Source organism: Pseudomonas sp. Root329, assembly GCF_001424925.1.
Lineage (GTDB): Bacteria > Pseudomonadota > Gammaproteobacteria > Pseudomonadales > Pseudomonadaceae > Aquipseudomonas > Aquipseudomonas arabinosi.
The window spans coordinates 49396-66191 of the sequence record NZ_LMCV01000012.1 but is presented as its reverse complement, the minus strand read 5'-3'; the positions used below and the strand labels follow the sequence as shown (position 1 = coordinate 66191).

Sequence of the window (16796 nt, the reverse complement as noted above, 5' to 3'; positions counted from 1 at the left end):
GGCTGATATGAGTAACAACCTGATCGAAATCCGTGAGCTGCGCGTCGCCTTCAGTGGCCAGACCGTGGTGCGCAATCTGTGCCTGGACATCCGCCCCGGTGAATGCCTGGCACTGGTGGGCGAATCGGGCTGCGGCAAATCGGTGACCGCTCACTCGATCCTGCAACTGCTGCCCGAGACCGGTACCGAAACCACGGGCAGTATTCGCTACCGTGGCCAGGAGCTGGTCGGTGCTTCGTCCAAGGTGCTGCGAGAGCTGCGGGGTAACCGCATCGCGATGATCTTCCAGGAGCCGATGACCTCGCTCAATCCGCTGCACAGTATCGAAAAGCAGATCGGCGAAACCCTGTTGCTGCACAAGGGCCTGGCCGGTAAAGCGGCGCAAGCACGGATACTCGAGTTGCTGCATCTGGTGGGCATTCAGAAGCCCAAAGAGCGGCTCAAGGCCTATCCCCATCAATTGTCTGGTGGCCAGCGGCAACGGGTAATGATCGCCATGGCCCTGGCCTGCGAACCGGAGTTGCTGATCGCCGACGAGCCGACCACCGCGCTGGACGTGACAGTGCAGCGCAAGATTCTGCTGCTGCTCAAATCCCTGCAACAGCGTCTCGGCATGTCGCTGCTGCTGATCAGCCATGACCTCAATCTGGTGCGCAGCATTGCCCAACGAGTCTGCGTCATGAAGGCCGGGGAAATCGTCGAGCAGGCACCTTGCGAAACGCTGTTTACCGAACCGAAACATCCTTACAGCTGCGTCTTGCTGAATGCCGAGCCGGAAGGTGAAGCACTGCCCCGGGACGAGCGCGAGAACGTGCTTGAGGTAGATGACTTGCGGGTGCAGTTCGTCCTCGGTGGCGGACTGTTTCAGCGCAAGACCTACCTGAAGGCCGTGGACGGCATCAGCCTCAACATTCAGCGCGGCAAGACGCTGGGCATTGTGGGCGAATCCGGCTCCGGCAAGTCGACGCTGGGTCAGGCGATCCTGCGCTTGCTCGATTCCGAAGGCAGCATTCGCTTTCAGGGTGAAGCGCTGGACGGCCTGACGCAAAAACAGCTGCGGCCGTGGCGCAAAAAAATGCAGGTGGTGTTCCAGGATCCGTTCGGCAGCCTCAGCCCGCGGATGTCCGTGGCGCAGATCATCAGCGAAGGCCTTGAGGTTCATAGCCAGTTGACGGCTGACGAATGCAAAGCCGAAGTGATTCGGGCACTGGAGGAAGTCGGCCTCGACCCGCAAAGCCGTCATCGCTACCCGCACGAGTTTTCCGGCGGCCAACGCCAACGCATCGCCATCGCCCGGGCGCTGGTACTGAAACCGGCGCTGATCCTGCTGGACGAACCGACCTCGGCACTGGATCGCACGGTGCAAAAACAAGTGGTCGCCCTGCTCCGCCAACTTCAGGAAAAACACGGCCTGACCTACCTGTTCATCAGCCACGACCTGGCGGTGGTCCGTGCCCTGGCTCACGACATGATCGTGATCAAGGACGGCAAAGTCGTGGAAAGCGGCGCCAGCCACGACGTGTTCGATTCGCCGCAGCATCCGTATACCAAGGAGCTGTTGGCGGCGGCGCATTCTGGGGCCGTCCGATGAACACCACCGAAAGCCTCAAGGACTATCAGCGCGTTCGCTTGCTGGCGATCCGCTCGTTGTTCGAGATCATCGAGCAGTCCAGCGAAGGCACGGTGATTGTCGACCGCGATGCGAACATCGTCTGGATGAACGAGCGTTATGCCCGGCGCTTTGGCCTGGAATCGGCGGAAGTGGCAATCGGCAAGGCCTGCGAAAGTGTGATCCCGGCAGTCTGTTGCGCGAGGTGGTGCGCACCGGTCGGCCGATTTTGCTCGACATGCAGGACACCCCCAAAGAACCACTGGTGGTGATGCGCCTGCCGATTCACGACGACGCCGGCGTGGTGATCGGCGCCATCGGGTTTGCACTGTTCGACGAATTGCGCAGCCTCTCGCCGATGCTCAAGCGCTACATGAGCATGCAGGAAGAATTGGCTTCCACCCGCTCGCTGCTGCGAGCGCGGCAGACCAAGTACAACTTCGCGCACTTCATCGGCACCAGTGCCGCCAGCCTCGAAGTCAAACGCCGCGCCCGGCGCAGCGCGAGCGCCGAGTCTCCGGTGTTGCTGCTCGGTGAAACCGGCACCGGCAAAGAACTGCTGGCCCAGGCGATCCACGGCGCGTCGCCGCGGGCGCACAAAGCCTTCGTCAGCATCAACAGCGCGGCGATTCCCGAATCTTTGCTGGAGGCGGAATTCTTCGGCACCGCGCCCGGCGCGTTTACCGGCGCCGATCGCAAGGGCCGTGCCGGCAAGTTGCAGATCGCCCAGGGCGGCACCCTGTTTCTCGATGAAATCGGCGACATGCCGTTGCCACTGCAAAGCAAATTGCTGCGGGTATTACAGGAAAAGGAATTCGAACCAGTCGGCTCCAACGAAGTGATCCAGAGCGATGTGCGGGTGATTGCCGCGACCTCCACGGATTTGGAAGCCGCGATCAAACGCGGTGAATTTCGCGCCGATCTGTATTACCGCCTCAACGTGCTGCCGATCCAGGTCCCACCGCTGCGTGATCGACTCGACGATCTTCCGGCTCTCAGTGAAGCGATCCTTGAGGAGTTGCGCAGTCAACACGAATTGAACCGTGAAGCGCTGGAGCTATTGGGTCAGCACGCCTGGCCGGGGAATATCCGCGAACTGCGCAACGTGCTGGAGCGGGCGGCGCTGCTCAGTGATGACTTGATGCTGAATGCCACCGATATCCGCGCGGCGATTGGTACGTTCACACCGGTAGAGCGCGTGGCGCCTGTAACGATTGAGCCGGTTGCGCATGAGACTTTCAGTGCGGCTCGAGAGCGGTTTGATCGGCAGTTGATTGAATCCGCCCTCGCGCAATGCAGCGGGAAGGTTGTTGAAGCGGCGGCGCGGTTGGGGCTGGGGCGGTCGACGTTGTACAAGAAGATGGTGGCTCTGGGGATAGCTGAGTCTCTGTAACGAGACATAGGTCTCTATTGTTAGACGCGGCCTCGGGAGCGCTGCGCGCTCTTCGCGAGCAAGCCCGCTCCCACATTTCTACCGAGTCGTTCAAAAGAATGCGGTCAAATGTGGGAGCGGGCTTGCTCGCGAAAGGGCCTGCCCTGTCAGAAAAAGTCTCAAAATAGAGACAAACAATCTAGAATCGATGTTCCATTTAAAATATATCTTTATATTTCAATGTGTTGCATGCCTGGCACGAAACTCGCTAAAGCCCTCTCCCACCAAGATCCACCCTAAAAAAATAACAATCCAGGAGACACACCATGAGTGTGATCATTGCCTTGGCAGCTCTCACGCTGCTAATGCTCGCGGCTTACCGTGGCTACAGCGTTATCCTCTTTGCCCCGATTGCCGCCCTCGGCGCCGTGCTGCTCACCGACCCTTCCGCTGTCGCCCCCGCGTTCACCGGGGTGTTCATGGAGAAAATGGTCGGCTTCATCAAACTGTATTTCCCGGTGTTCCTGCTCGGTGCAGTGTTCGGCAAGCTGATCGAGCTGTCGGGCTTTTCGCGCTCCATCGTCGCCGCGGCGATTCGCCTCCTCGGCACGAGTCAGGCGATGCTGGTGATCGTACTGGTCTGCGCCCTGCTGACTTACGGCGGCGTGTCGCTGTTCGTGGTGGTATTCGCGGTCTACCCATTTGCCGCTGAAATGTTCCGCCAGAGCAATATTCCCAAGCGACTCATCCCGGCGACCATCGCCCTCGGTGCCTTCTCGTTCACCATGGACGCCCTGCCCGGCACCCCGCAAATCCAGAACATCATCCCCAGCACCTTCTTCAACACCACCGCCTGGGCCGCTCCCTGGCTGGGCTTGATCGGCGCGATCTTCGTGGTCTGCGCCGGCATGCTGTTTCTGCAGCGCCAGCGCAACAAGGCCCAGCACGCCGGTGAAGGGTATGGCACCGATCTGCGCAACGAGCCGGAAACCGCTGCCGACATCAAACTGCCGAATCCGTGGATTGCAGTGTCGCCGCTGCTGGCCGTCGGCATCATGAACCTGCTGTTTACCCAGTGGATTCCTCAGTGGTACGGCAAGACCCACAGCCTCGCGCTGCCGGGCATGGCCGCGCCGGTGACCACCGACATCGCCAAACTCACGGCGATCTGGGCCGTTCAGGCAGCCTTGCTGGTCGGCATCATCATGGTGCTGGTGTTCGGCTTCCAGGCGATTCGCGGCAAGTTGGCCGAAGGCAGCAGAAGCGCGGTCAGCGGTTCGTTGCTGGCGGCGATGAACACCGCGTCGGAATACGGTTTCGGTGCGGTGATCGCCTCGTTGCCAGGTTTCCTGGTATTGGCCGACTGGCTCAAGAGCATTCCCAATCCGCTGGTCAACGAAGCGATTACCGTAACCCTGCTGGCCGGCATCACCGGTTCTGCGTCGGGCGGTATGAGTATTGCGCTGGCGGCCATGGCCAATGACTTCATCGCAGCGGCCCATGCCGCCAACATCCCGCTGGAAGTGCTGCACCGGGTGGCCGCGATGGCCAGTGGCGGCATGGACACCCTGCCGCACAACGGTGCGGTGATTACCTTGCTGGCGGTCACCGGACTGACTCACCGCGAAGCCTACAAAGACATTTTCTGTATTACGCTGATCAAGACCCTGGCGGTTTTTGTGGTGATCGGTACTTTCTACGCCACTGGCATTGTGTGAGGTATTCATGACGACTCTTTCGGGCAAGACTGCACTGGTCACCGGGTCCACCAGCGGTATCGGCCTGGGCATCGCCCTCAGCCTGGCCAAGGCTGGCGCCAACCTGATCCTCAACGGTTTCGGTGATGCGTCCAAGGTGATTGCCGAGGTGGAGCAATTCGGTGGCAAGGTTGGCCATCACCCGGCTGACGTGAGCAACCCTGAGCAGATCGCCGACATGATTGCCTACGCCGAGCGTGAGTTCGGCGGCGTGGACATCCTGGTCAACAACGCCGGTATTCAGCATGTGGCGCCGGTGGAAGACTTCCCGGTAGAACGCTGGGATTCGATCATTGCGATCAACCTGTCGTCGGTATTCCACAGCACCCGTTTGAGCCTGCCAAGCATGCGCGCCAAGGGCTGGGGACGGATCATCAACATTGCTTCGGTGCACGGTCAGGTTGGGTCCGTGGGCAAAGCTGCATACGTGGCGGCCAAGCATGGGGTGATCGGTTTGACCAAGGTGGTCGGGCTGGAAACGGCCACCACCAACGTCACTTGCAACGCCATCTGCCCGGGTTGGGTGTTGACGCCGCTGGTGCAGAAGCAGATCGATGATCGCATCGCCAAAGGGATCGACCCGCAACAGGCGCAGCATGATTTGCTGGCCGAGAAGCAGCCGTCGCTGGAGTTTGTGACGCCGCCACAATTGGGCGAGCTGGTGTTGTTTTTGTGCAGTGAGGCCGGTAGCCAGGTGCGTGGCGCGGCGTGGAATATCGATGGTGGATGGTTGGCGCAGTAACCCACAGATGATCGTTCCCACGCGGAGCGTGGGAACGATCTGACACATAAGAAAGAAGAGGCAAGCCATGTCCGACATCCTCTGGCAACCCAGCGCCAAGCGCATCGACAAGACCCGCATGGAGGCTTTCCGGCGCTTCATCAATCAGCGACACAACCTCCACGTCGACGACTACCCTGCCCTGCATCAATGGTCCATCGATCAGCGTGAAGCGTTCTGGCAGGCCATCGTCGATTTCTTCGACATCCGTTTCCACGATCAACCGGACGCTGTGCTGGTGGAGGGCGCGCAAATGCCCAGCGCCCAATGGTTTCCCGGCGCTACCTTGAACTTCGCCGAACACCTGATGCGCCGTCGCGACGATGCCGTAGCGGTCATTGCCATCGGCGAGAACGGCCAGCGTGAACACCTGACCTGGGCAGAACTGGCCGAGCATGTCGCCGGGTTTCAGAACAGCTTGAAAGCCGCCGGTGTCGGCCTCGGTGACCGCGTCGCGGCGTGCATGCCCAATACCTGGCAAACCCTGGTGGCGATGCTCGGCACCACTAGTTTGGGAGCGATCTGGTCCTGCTCCTCACCGGACTTCGGCACCCAGGGCGTAATCGACCGTTTCGGCCAGATCGAGCCGACAGTGCTGATCACCTGCGCCGGTTACCGCTATGCCGGCAAGGACATCGACCAGACCTCCAAGGTCAATGAAATCCTCGAACGCTTGCCGTCCTTGCAGCAGTTGATTGTCGTGCCTTACGCCCGGCCGCAAGCGCACATCGAACACTTCCATACCCGGGCCAACGTGACGCTCTGGGATGATTTCTACGATGTGGGTGGCGAACCGGATTTCGCCCCGGTGCCCTTCGCGCATCCGCTGTACATCCTCTATTCCAGCGGCACCACCGGCGTGCCGAAATGCATCATTCACAGCACCGGCGGTGTGTTGCTGCAACACGTCAAGGAACACGGATTGCATTGCGACCTCGGTCCCGGCGACCGGTTGTTCTACTACACCACCTGCGGCTGGATGATGTGGAACTGGCTGGTCTCGGCGCTGGCCGTGGACAGCGCGGTGGTGTTGTACGACGGCTCGCCATTTCATCCCGCCCCCGAGCGCCTGATCGACCTGATCGACGACGAATGCATCAGTGTCTTTGGTACCAGCCCCAAGTACCTTGCGACCCTGGAAAGCAGCGGCATCAAACCTCGCGAAAGTCATGACCTGAGCAGCCTCAAAACCCTGCTGTGCACCGGATCCGCGTTGACGCCGCAGAGTTACGACTACGTTTACCGCGACCTCAAGCCTGACCTGTGCCTGGCCTCAATGTCCGGCGGCACCGACATCGTTTCATGTTTTGTGAACAGCAATCCGCTGCAACCGGTACGCCGTGGCGAGATACAAGGCAAAAGCCTGGGCATGGCGGTGGAAGTCTGGAACGACGACGGCCAGCCGGTGATCGGCGAAAAAGGTGAGCTGGTGTGCACCCGGCACTTCCCGGCAATCCCCATCGGGTTCTGGAATGATCCTCAGCAGGAAAAGCTCCGCGCCTCGTATTTCAGTCAGTTCCCCGGTGTCTGGGCGCAAGGCGATTACGCAGAACAATTGCCCCATGGCGCGATGATGATCCACGGACGCTCCGACGCCGTGCTCAACCCCGGTGGCGTGCGCATCGGCACCGCGGAAATCTACCGCCAGGTGGAGAAAGTCCCGCAAGTGCTGGACAGCGTGGCCATCGGTCAGCAGTGGCAGGATGACGTGCGGGTGGTGCTGTTCGTGCGATTACGCGAGGGCGTCGAACTGGACGAAGCGCTGCAACAACAGATTCGCCAGGTCATCCGCGCCAACACCACACCGCGGCATGTGCCGGCGAAGATTGTCGCGGTAACCGATATACCACGCACCATCAGCGGCAAGGTCGTTGAATTGGCGGTGAGGAATGTGGTGCATCGGCAGAAGGTCAAGAACACCGATGCACTGGCCAATCCCGAAGCGCTTGAGCAGTTTCGGGATCGGCCGGAACTCGACACTTAAACGATCATGCAGGTGTGTGTTAACCCATGTGCGAACCTGGGCGCCTTCCACTGGCAGGTTTCGGCGCAATAGCGTTGTTCAGAGTGATCAGAACCGGCTCGTCAATCGCGCTACCGGGGTTTGCTTCAAGCGCGCTGCGCAGGATGGACATATTGAGTTCATAACTACCTTTGTCCGTATACAGCTGGCTCAGCAGCGAGGTGGTCACAGCCAGTGAGTCAGCATTTTCAAAGGCTTTGGAACTGGCGTGACAGGCACGGCCCTCATCCGTAACCGGCAGACGTCCCGACGCCAAATTCAGCAGCGCAGCCACATCCAGCAACTGCCCTCTTTCGCCATTGCGTCCCGCATCGCGGGCATAGCTGACATCATCAGTCTGTGCAGCACCGTGGAACACCTCATGAATCAAGTCGTCTGCCACGACGTCATGGTTGAAGCCCAGACCGATGAAGTGCTTGTTGATATTGGGCGTATAGATTTCGATGAACGTCGTGGCGGATTTGTCTGTTGCACCTTTCCATTGTTGGTAAGCGTTCTGGTCGAAAGCGGCAATGTGATGGGTATCCTTTAGCGGATCGAGGAAAAAATTACTGATGGAAACGCCCGCAAAGTCTGCCCTGACCAATCTCAGATAGTTCAACAACCGTTCGAATGCATCGTTCGAGTCGCTTCCCAGCAGTACCTTGATGATTGCGTTGCGTTCCTTCGTTAAGTTAAGACTGGTCAAGACGTTGATCGCGTTGTCGATTTTTGTACGCGCCAGCGGCAAGCTTTGCTCAATGAACTGCCGGGTGTAGTTGACGGGCAATGTCTTAACAGAGCGCGGCAACCGGACGGGTGCCATAAAGGTGAAGTTACTTAGCTTTGGGCCCCAGGGTTTGCCTAATCTATCAAGGGCATACCATTGAAGGTTGTTACGCGCCGCCACGACTATGAACGTTTCACCGGTAGCACCAAGGGGTCGCCAGGTACCCTGTCCGGTGGTATCGGCGCTTTTGGCTGCGCGAACCAGGTCGTAGGTTTTATGACTGCCATTGAGTTTACGCAACTGGGATTGTGCCAGTCCGAGGATTTCCTGGGCCTTCCTGGTGAAGTGTAGCGCTCCCTTGCTGACGAGTTTCCCGCCTCCGAACAACGCCGTTGGCACGCCATCCACAGGGTTGAACAGGGAAACGGACGTGCTGAAAGCAAGTTTGGTCAGGCGGGCGGCTTTGGAAGTCAAAGAGATAGCCTTGGACGAGATGCTCAGCGCTTTGGCACCAGCCCCCACAAACGCCCCACCCAATGCGATGGCATCCATAACGCAGCCATACACCCCATCGACCACCTTATCGTGCTCCCCGGAAGATAGATCCTCGATGCACTTCTTAAAGGGAACTACCAGATCAACAATGTACTTCGCCGTTTCTTCTCCCTTCGTGCGCTGGCGTTCAAGCTTTGTTGGCACGGTAGCGACATCTTTAAACTCATCAAAGGTTATTATCGGACGATTGTTTACGATGAACTCGGCGATCCGAATAATTTGCGGATTATCAAAATTTTTAAAAACGCTCTGCTGCCGCAACGTCGGCGTAGCAGGCGCGGGAAGTTCACCCAGCTTTTCAATAATCGCCATGTTGCTGGCCGAATCGGCTTCTGAAAAACCGCGAGTGTATTCACTAAGATTAATCGGTAAAGATTCCAGAGCCGTCGGAGCCACCTTCGCATTAAGGTCACCGTTGAAATCCGTCCTGGCCGCGCCTCGCAATTTTCCTGCTCTGGTTATCAGCGCACCTAGCGTGTTGTTTCTACGTAGTTCTCCACGCAAGGTAAACAGTTCATAGCATGCAAAAATGCTTCCATGAGAAGCGTACATCACAATGCCAAATCGCCCTGTGACTGCATCTTTGTTTTGTTGGGTTTCGTAGTTTCTTTCAATCGTTAACCCCGCATTCAAACGCGAGGAAGATGTCTCTACCGCCGCACCGCGAAGGGTAAAGAAAGTGATCTTACCTTTCAGAAAGGTTTCCAGATCAAAGGGAAGCATGTGTGAAAGGGTCAACTTCACATTGGTGGCCACCGCACTATTCAAGTTCCCGAGATAACTCCGCAACTGGAGGTGAAACTCAAGATTATTGGACGCCAGTCGTCCCAAGCGCGGATAGCGGCTGTAAATACTGACGATGGATGGATCATAAAAAGTTGGCCTTTTGTAACCAGTAATAGCTGCGTTTAAATCGGGCATCTTGGAAATGTGGTTGTCGGGAAAAACAGCACGTAGATCCCAATCGCCAGTCACCAAATCACCGGACATATGCAACTCGACCATGGACATGGCGGTAGGTGAGGCATATAGGCCTGGCTGTTGATAGATAATTTTTTCTTCCAGGAAATCACAATCAGGCGCGGCTTCGTTTACCGCCGCCCTTGCAATGTCTTCTCTGCTTGGGATGGAGCAGGCGTATACGCGGGCAAGGTGCGTGAAGTTTTCCGCGTACTCCGAAAACACAGTTATTGCCCGTTCAGTGGTCTCCTTTTCCGCTTGAGTGAGTTCCTGCGTGGTCACCACACCGTTGATCAGCGCCCAGTCAACGATTGGATCGATCATTGCCAGATCCCGCAGATGTTTCAGCGGTTCACTGACAGGCTCCAGATCGGCATACGCCATGATTTGCGCATACGTCATCACACGAGAAGCCCCTTTCCTGACCGCCTCCGCCAACACTACCCCGCGGCAGAAGGACACCCAACCAACCGAACCCATCATCAGCGACGACGGGACACCCTTGACCAGAAATTCCGGCGCAATTTCCGCCAGCAGCAGGTGCGATGCCATTGGGGCCAAGACAGGATTCACCCGGGCTTTGGTGCGTAGAAGGGTTTCCTGCTCCTCGCGTACGACCGACGAAGATCGCTCGACATTGGTCGGGGCATACAAATTGAGCCCGGCGATACTCTTTCGAATTCGAGCGCTACCAATGAACGGATCAAGTTCCAGCAAAATGGCCGTTATCAACAGTTGCGCAAGATCCTGTGCAGAGGCGTCTTGCCCGGATTGCGCGCCGAACCAGTCCAACTCCTCCAGGAGTGTCCTGGCGCAGGCCTGGGCCACCGGATGCTTGACCAACTGAACGATACGTTCGGTGGCGTCGTGCGTCAGAACGGCGCGACCTGTTTCGCGATAGAGCTTGTCCAACAGTCTTTCGTTCGCACCTACAAGTTTGACAGTGACCTGCCGAATAGCTGCACGTTGCTCAGCCGACAATACGGCTAACGACTGGTCATCAGCAACAAGTTGGCCCCAATAGTTGCCCAGATCGTCGACGGCTGGATCAAACTCAAAAACATCAATCATATTTTTGGTTTGCGCAGCGTCCGTTGGCACATGCAAATCATGAAACCTGAGCCATTGATCAACATCCACACTGTCTATCGCGATTATAAAGCCACCGGCTTGCTTGGCGATATCCCCCAGATCCCTGAGTTTACCGGGGACACCTGTTAATTCATGCGCATTAACATCGATTTCTTCCCAGCGCTGTGATGCATCTCTGTACAGCTCTATCGTGCCATTTGCAGTCACCCGGATCGAATCCCAATCCTTGGGTTTATTTTCGCGAAGCGCATAAAACACGAAATACTCTTGGTTTAACTTATGCCATATAACGCGCCCGGGCATATGAATTTCATAAAGCGAGGACCACTCTTTTAACCCAAACTCATACCCTTGCCATGTAAACGGCTCTTCTTCTGATTGATTTTCCAAGGCCTCCTTTAACAACTCCAATACCTGTTGCCGCTCTGCTTCATCTGCCTTTAAACGACGCCGTGATTCCTCTGCAGCGATAACAGACGAATAAGAACTTTTACTTTTCAATACAGCACACACAATACCACCTCATAGACTTAAATGACTGACAATGCAACGGGAACGAAGTCTTACTTTCCAGCGCAAAACAAGCCAGCCAAAAACCATTAGATGGAGTTTCAGAACCCACCAACTAACACACGGACAAAAAGAACAATCACTCCATCAATCCCCACTCCCCAAAAGATGAATCGGGGGTAGATGCGCCGTCGTTATGAAATTTAAGTCGAAACTTTAGATTATTGACAGAGTCGGCGTTTTTGAGGGCTTCGTCTTCCGTGATCACACCTTCCATCACTAATGCAAACAGTGCCCCGTCGAAGGTCTGCATGCCAAACTCTGCGGACTTTTCCATGATGTTTTTAAGTTCATCCAGTTCATTGCGCCGTATCAGATCGCCAATGGTCGGCGTCCCGATCATCACTTCCACCGCCGCCCGTCGCTGACCGTCCCGGGTGTGCACCAATCGCTGGGAAACGAAGGCCTTGAGGTTGTTGCCCAGATCATGCAGGAGTTGCGTCCGCCGTTCTTCGGGGAAGAAATTGATGATGCGGTCCAGCGCCTGATGAGCGTTGTGGGCATGCAGGGTGGAGATAACCAGATGGCCGGTATCGGCAAACGCCAGCGCGTGCTCCATCGTCTCGCGGTCACGGATTTCGCCGATCAGCACCACGTCCGGTGCCTGGCGCAGGGTATTTTTCAAGGCGGCGTGAAAACTGCGGGTATCGACGCCGACCTCACGCTGGTTGATGATCGACTTCTTGTGCCGATGGATGTACTCGACCGGGTCCTCGATGGTGATGATGTGGCCACTGCTGTGGCGATTGCGGTAGTCGATCAATGCCGCCAGCGAGGTTGACTTGCCCGAGTCGGTAGCGCCGACGAACAGCATCAGTCCTTGTTTGAGCATCACCGTTTCGAGGAGCACCGGTGGCAGTTTGAGGTCTTCGAAACGCGGAATGTCGAGCTTGATGTTGCGCGCCACGATTGACACATCGTTGCGTTGTTTGAAGATATTGACCCGAAAGCGCCCGACACCTGGCAAAGAGATGGCCAGGTTCATCTCCAGTTCCCGATCGAACTCCAGACGCTGTTCGGCGTCCATGATGGACGCGGCAACGGTCGCGATTTCACCCGGTTTTAACGGCTGATCGGCCAAGGGTCTAAGCACACCCTCGAACCGTGCGCTAGGTGGCGCACCGGTAGACAGATAAAGATCGGAGCCATTCTGGCTGGCCAGGAGCCTTAACAGTGCATCGATTTCCATGGCAAAAAGCACCCGCGAAGCATTCAATGAATAAAAATGACCCAAAAAGGGTCATACAGCGTCTACTGCGGTACAAGGATAGTTGACACCGCTACACCGACTTAAATGCAGGACATCTTGATGAACGCATCACCGACCGGCAGCGATGCCCAGGCCTTGATTGCCCGACTGGACTGGAGACGCAGCCCGCTGGGCGCTGCCAGTACCTGGCCGCAAAGCCTGCGAACCGCCGTGGATATCGTGATTCATTCGCCGATGCCCATGCTGTTGCTGTGGGGGCCACAGCTCACGCAGATCTACAACGACGGCTTCGCCCTGCTGGCCGGCAGCAAGCATCCACACGCATTCGGACAGCCGACACACCTGATCTGGCCAGAGTTAAAAGACTTTACCGATCCCATTTACAGCGCAGTCCTACAAGGACAGGTACGGACCTACAGCGAACAGCGCTTCACCTTGCAGCGTAATGGCCATGATTCCGACTTCTGGCTGGACCTGACCTACAGCCCCATCCGCGATGAAAGCGCCCAGGTCGCCGGGATTCTGGTCACGGCCATCGAAACCAACGAACGCCGACGCATCGCCCTCGAACTCGAGCAGCGTTCGGCCGCCAGCCTCAAGGCCCAGCACGAAACCGAGGAGCGCCTGCAACTGGCCCTCGCCGCCACCGACGCCGTTGGCACCTGGGACTGGGACATAAACGAAGACCGCTTCATTGCCGACACCCACTTCGCCCAGTTACACGGTATCGACCCGCTGCTCGCCAATCAGTTGCCCATCAGCGCCTACCTTCAGGGGGTGCACCCGCAAGACCGCGCCATGGTCGCCCGCAGCATCAAGCACTCCATCACCCACGGCACCGAGTACGCCGAGGAATATCGCCTGCTGCAAGCCGACGGTCAGCTGCGCTGGGTGTTCGCCCGGGGTCGTTGCTACAAGGACCACCATGGCCGGCCGATCCGCTTCCTCGGCGCCGCCCTGGACCTGACCGAACGTAAACACACGGAACAAGCCTTGCGGCAAAGTCAGACCGAGCTGCAACTGATCATCAACGCCATGCCGATCCTGATCAGCTACGTGGACAGCGAGGAACGCTTTCGCCTGAACAATGCGGCCTACCTCGACTGGTACGGGCTGACGCCTCAGGAGCTCTTTGGCAAAACCATCCGTGAAGTACTGGGTGAAGAAGCCTATGCCTTGCGCGCCGAATACATCGCCCAGGCACTGTCCGGCAAGCCTTGTTGTTTCAGCATCCGCACCCCGCACCGTGACGGCAGCATCCGCCATGCCCTGATGAACTACTTGCCGCGCCATGGCGCGGATGGTGCGGTGAATGGTTTCTATATCTTTGTGATTGACGAAACCGAGCGCAAACAGACCGAAGAAGCCCTGCGCAACCTCAACGAGACCCTTGAGGAACGAGTCGCCGCCCGCACCCAGCAATTGGCTGAAGCCAACCAGCGACTGCAGAACGAGATGTTCGAACGCGAGCGCGCCGAAGAGGCGTTGCGGCATGCGCAGAAGATGGAAGCGCTCGGCCAGCTCACCGGCGGCATCGCCCATGACTTTAACAATATGCTCACCGGGATCATCGGCAGCCTCGACTTGATGCAGCGCTACATCGCCGACGGGCGCGCCGCCGAGGTAGGCCGTTTCACCGAGGCGGCAGTGTCCTCGGCCAACCGCGCCGCCGCCCTGACCCATCGCCTGCTGGCGTTTTCCCGGCGTCAGTCACTGGACCGCAAGCCGCTGAACGCCAATGATCTGATCCATTCCCTGGAAGATCTGCTCAGCCGGACCAAGGGCGACCACATCGAGCTCAAACTGCAATTGGCCGAAGACGTCTGGCCGGTCAGCACCGACGTCAGCCAGCTGGAAAACGCCCTGCTCAATCTGGTGATCAACGCCCGGGACGCCATGCCCGATGGCGGCGAGTTGCGGATCGAAACTGCCAACGTTTATCTCGACAGCAGTGACATCAACACCCTGGAACCGGTCAAGGCTGGGGATTATCTGATGATTGCCGTCAGCGACAACGGTACCGGCATGACACCGTCGGTGCTGGCCAAGGCTTTCGACCCGTTCTTTACCACCAAACCCATCGGCCAGGGCACCGGTCTTGGGCTGTCGATGATCTATGGTTTTGCCCAGCAGTCGGGTGGGCATGTCAGCCTGTTCAGCTTGCCGGGCCAGGGCACCAGCGTTCGTCTGTACCTGCCGCGGCTGCACGCCGCAGAGCCCGAAAACATCCTGAAGCCTATCACCAGCGAGACGCCGGCCGCGATTGCCGGTGAAACCGTGGTGTTGGTGGAGGACGACCCGGCGGTGCGCATGCTGGTGCTCGACCTGCTCAACGAGCTGGGTTACCACGCCCATGAAGCCGAGGACGCGAAGAGCGCCCTGCCCCTGCTGGAATCCGACCTGCGGATCGATTTGCTAGTCACCGATGTCGGGCTGCCGGGGATGAACGGTCGACAACTGGCGGAGATTGCGCGCCAGCACCGTCCCGAGCTCAAAGTGCTGTTCATGACCGGTTACGCGGAAAAAGCCGCCGAGCGCCAGGGCTTCCTGGAGGAAGGCATGGACATGGTGGCCAAGCCCTTTTCCATTGACCTGTTGGCCAACAAGATTCGCGCGATGATCGGTCAACCGGACTGAGTTAAGGCATAATCGCGCCCCTCCGCTGGCACCAACATAGCCACCACCGTTGCAAGGTACTGCCCATGAAAGCTCAAGCCCGCCATATTCTGGTGAAAACCTCGGAAGAAGCCGAACAGCTCAAACAACGCATCGCCAAGGGCGAAGCCTTCGATGTGTTGGCCAAGAAGTATTCCACCTGCCCGTCCGGCAAGCGCGGCGGCGACCTGGGTGAAGTGCGGCCCGGGCAAATGGTCGGGGTCATCGATGCCGTGATTTTCAAAAAACCGTTGCGCGTGGTGCATGGGCCGATCAAGAGCAAAGTTGGCTATCACCTGGTGCAGGTGTTTTACCGGGATTGATGAACTCATGTAGGAGCTGCCGCAGGCTGCGATCTTTTGATCTTGCTCCTTTCGGGACCGCTGAAAATCAAGATCAAAAGATCGCAGCCTTCGGCAGCTCCTACGGGGGATTGCGTTTCAATCTTTGGGGATCAGCGCGCCGGGCACTTGAATCACCCGACTCGCCAACCGATGCCCCGCTTCGGCAGCCTCAACCGGGCTGCCTCCTTTCAGGCGACTGGCCAAATACGCCGCGCTAAATGAATCCCCCGCCGCCGTGGTGTCCACCACCCGCTCGACCACCTGCGCCGGCACTTCAAACGACTCTCCATCGCAACGAATCAGACACGCCTCGGCGCCACGCTTGAGTACCACTTCAGGCGTGCCAATCTGCTCGTAAGCGGCAAATACTGCCTCGCAATCGGAAAAATCAAACAGCGCCTGTTCGTCATCAACGGTCAGCAACGCCAGGTCGACATAGGGCAAAACGCTGCGATAGGCCGCCCGTGCGTCCTCGATCGACGCCCACAAACGTGGCCGGTAGTTGTTGTCGAACACGATCCGCGCATCCCGCTGCCGGGCAGCGATCAGGGTTTCCAGTAACTTCTCCCGACCTTGCACACCCAGTACCGCCAGGGTGATGCCACTGAAATACAGCACATCGTAATCCGGCAGTGCCGCCAGGATCGGCGCGGCGGCCGGGGTGGTGAAACAATCGCGGACGGCCGCTTCATTGCGCCAGTAGAGAAAACGCCGCTCGCCGGCGGCGTCAGTCTGGATGCAATACAAGCCGGGCAACCGGCCGGGCAAGCGCTGGACCATACCGAGCCCGATGATTTCGTCGGCCCAGCTCTGGCACATGGCATCGCTGAAACTGTCGTCGCCCAGGGCGGTGACGTAATCCACCGTGCCGCCCTCGCCCAATTCCCGGGACAGGTAGACCGCCGTGTTCAAGGTATCGCCGCCGAAACTCTGTTGCAGGCTGCCGTCGGCGTGTTGCTGCAACTCGATCATGCATTCGCCGATCAGGGCGATGCGCGGGGTGTTGGGGCCGAGGGTGCTGATGGTGTTCATTAATTGAATTCTCATGTTGACCCGCTCACGACTGCTGCGCAGCCGGACGTAGCCTGCGGCAACTGCTACAAGTGCGTGGCGAACCCGCTTTATGTAGCAGCTGGCGAAGCCTGCGTTCGAGCGCGAA

Annotated in this window: 9 protein-coding genes and 1 pseudogene; 7 read left to right on the top strand and 3 right to left on the bottom strand. The window is 58.1% G+C overall.

What is annotated here, in order from left to right; translation table 11 throughout:
• Positions 1-7: 7 nt before the first annotated feature.
• The 5 genes and pseudogenes from ASC74_RS11820 (at position 8) to ASC74_RS11800 (ending at position 7503) form a co-directional block, all read left to right on the top strand.
• A complete protein-coding gene (locus tag ASC74_RS11820) occupies positions 8-1591 on the top strand; it encodes an ABC transporter ATP-binding protein (protein WP_056741526.1) in 1584 nt (527 codons plus the stop codon).
• A pseudogene (locus ASC74_RS11815) lies at positions 1588-3002 on the top strand (sigma-54 interaction domain-containing protein). The gene ASC74_RS11820 and the pseudogene ASC74_RS11815 overlap by 4 nt, the downstream one beginning before the upstream one ends.
• A 305-nt stretch (positions 3003-3307) precedes the next feature.
• A complete protein-coding gene (locus tag ASC74_RS11810; RefSeq protein ID WP_046048463.1) occupies positions 3308-4699 on the top strand; it encodes a GntP family permease in 1392 nt (463 codons plus the stop codon).
• Positions 4700-4706: 7 nt separating this feature from the next.
• On the top strand, positions 4707-5480 hold the full coding sequence (gene hbdH / locus ASC74_RS11805; RefSeq protein ID WP_056741525.1) for a 3-hydroxybutyrate dehydrogenase: 774 nt from the start codon (positions 4707-4709) through the stop codon (positions 5478-5480).
• Between the two features lie 67 nt (positions 5481-5547).
• Positions 5548-7503, top strand: coding sequence for an acetoacetate--CoA ligase (locus ASC74_RS11800; RefSeq protein WP_056741524.1), 1956 nt, complete (start codon positions 5548-5550; stop codon positions 7501-7503).
• Positions 7504-7522: 19 nt separating this feature from the next.
• On the opposite strand, the gene ASC74_RS11795 is transcribed toward ASC74_RS11800, so the two are convergent.
• Together ASC74_RS11795 and ASC74_RS11790 are read right to left on the bottom strand one after the other, a co-directional pair.
• On the bottom strand, positions 7523-11371 hold the full coding sequence (locus ASC74_RS11795; RefSeq protein WP_056741523.1) for a hypothetical protein: 3849 nt from the start codon (positions 11369-11371) through the stop codon (positions 7523-7525).
• A 136-nt stretch (positions 11372-11507) separates the two neighbouring features.
• Complete coding sequence (locus ASC74_RS11790; protein WP_056741522.1) at positions 11508-12617, bottom strand: PilT/PilU family type 4a pilus ATPase; 1110 nt, start codon at positions 12615-12617, stop codon at positions 11508-11510.
• Between the two features lie 120 nt (positions 12618-12737).
• Between ASC74_RS11790 and ASC74_RS11785 the strand changes: the two genes are divergently transcribed.
• Complete coding sequence (locus tag ASC74_RS11785) at positions 12738-15275, top strand: PAS domain-containing hybrid sensor histidine kinase/response regulator (protein WP_056741801.1); 2538 nt, start codon at positions 12738-12740, stop codon at positions 15273-15275.
• Between the two features lie 65 nt (positions 15276-15340).
• On the top strand, positions 15341-15616 hold the full coding sequence (locus ASC74_RS11780) for a peptidylprolyl isomerase (RefSeq protein ID WP_056741521.1): 276 nt from the start codon (positions 15341-15343) through the stop codon (positions 15614-15616).
• Between the two features lie 117 nt (positions 15617-15733).
• Here the strand turns inward: ASC74_RS11780 and ASC74_RS11775 are convergent, their stop codons facing one another.
• Entirely contained in the window at positions 15734-16669 is a 936-nt protein-coding gene (locus tag ASC74_RS11775; protein WP_056741520.1) for a sugar kinase, read from the bottom strand.
• Between the last annotated feature and the right edge of the window lie 127 nt (positions 16670-16796).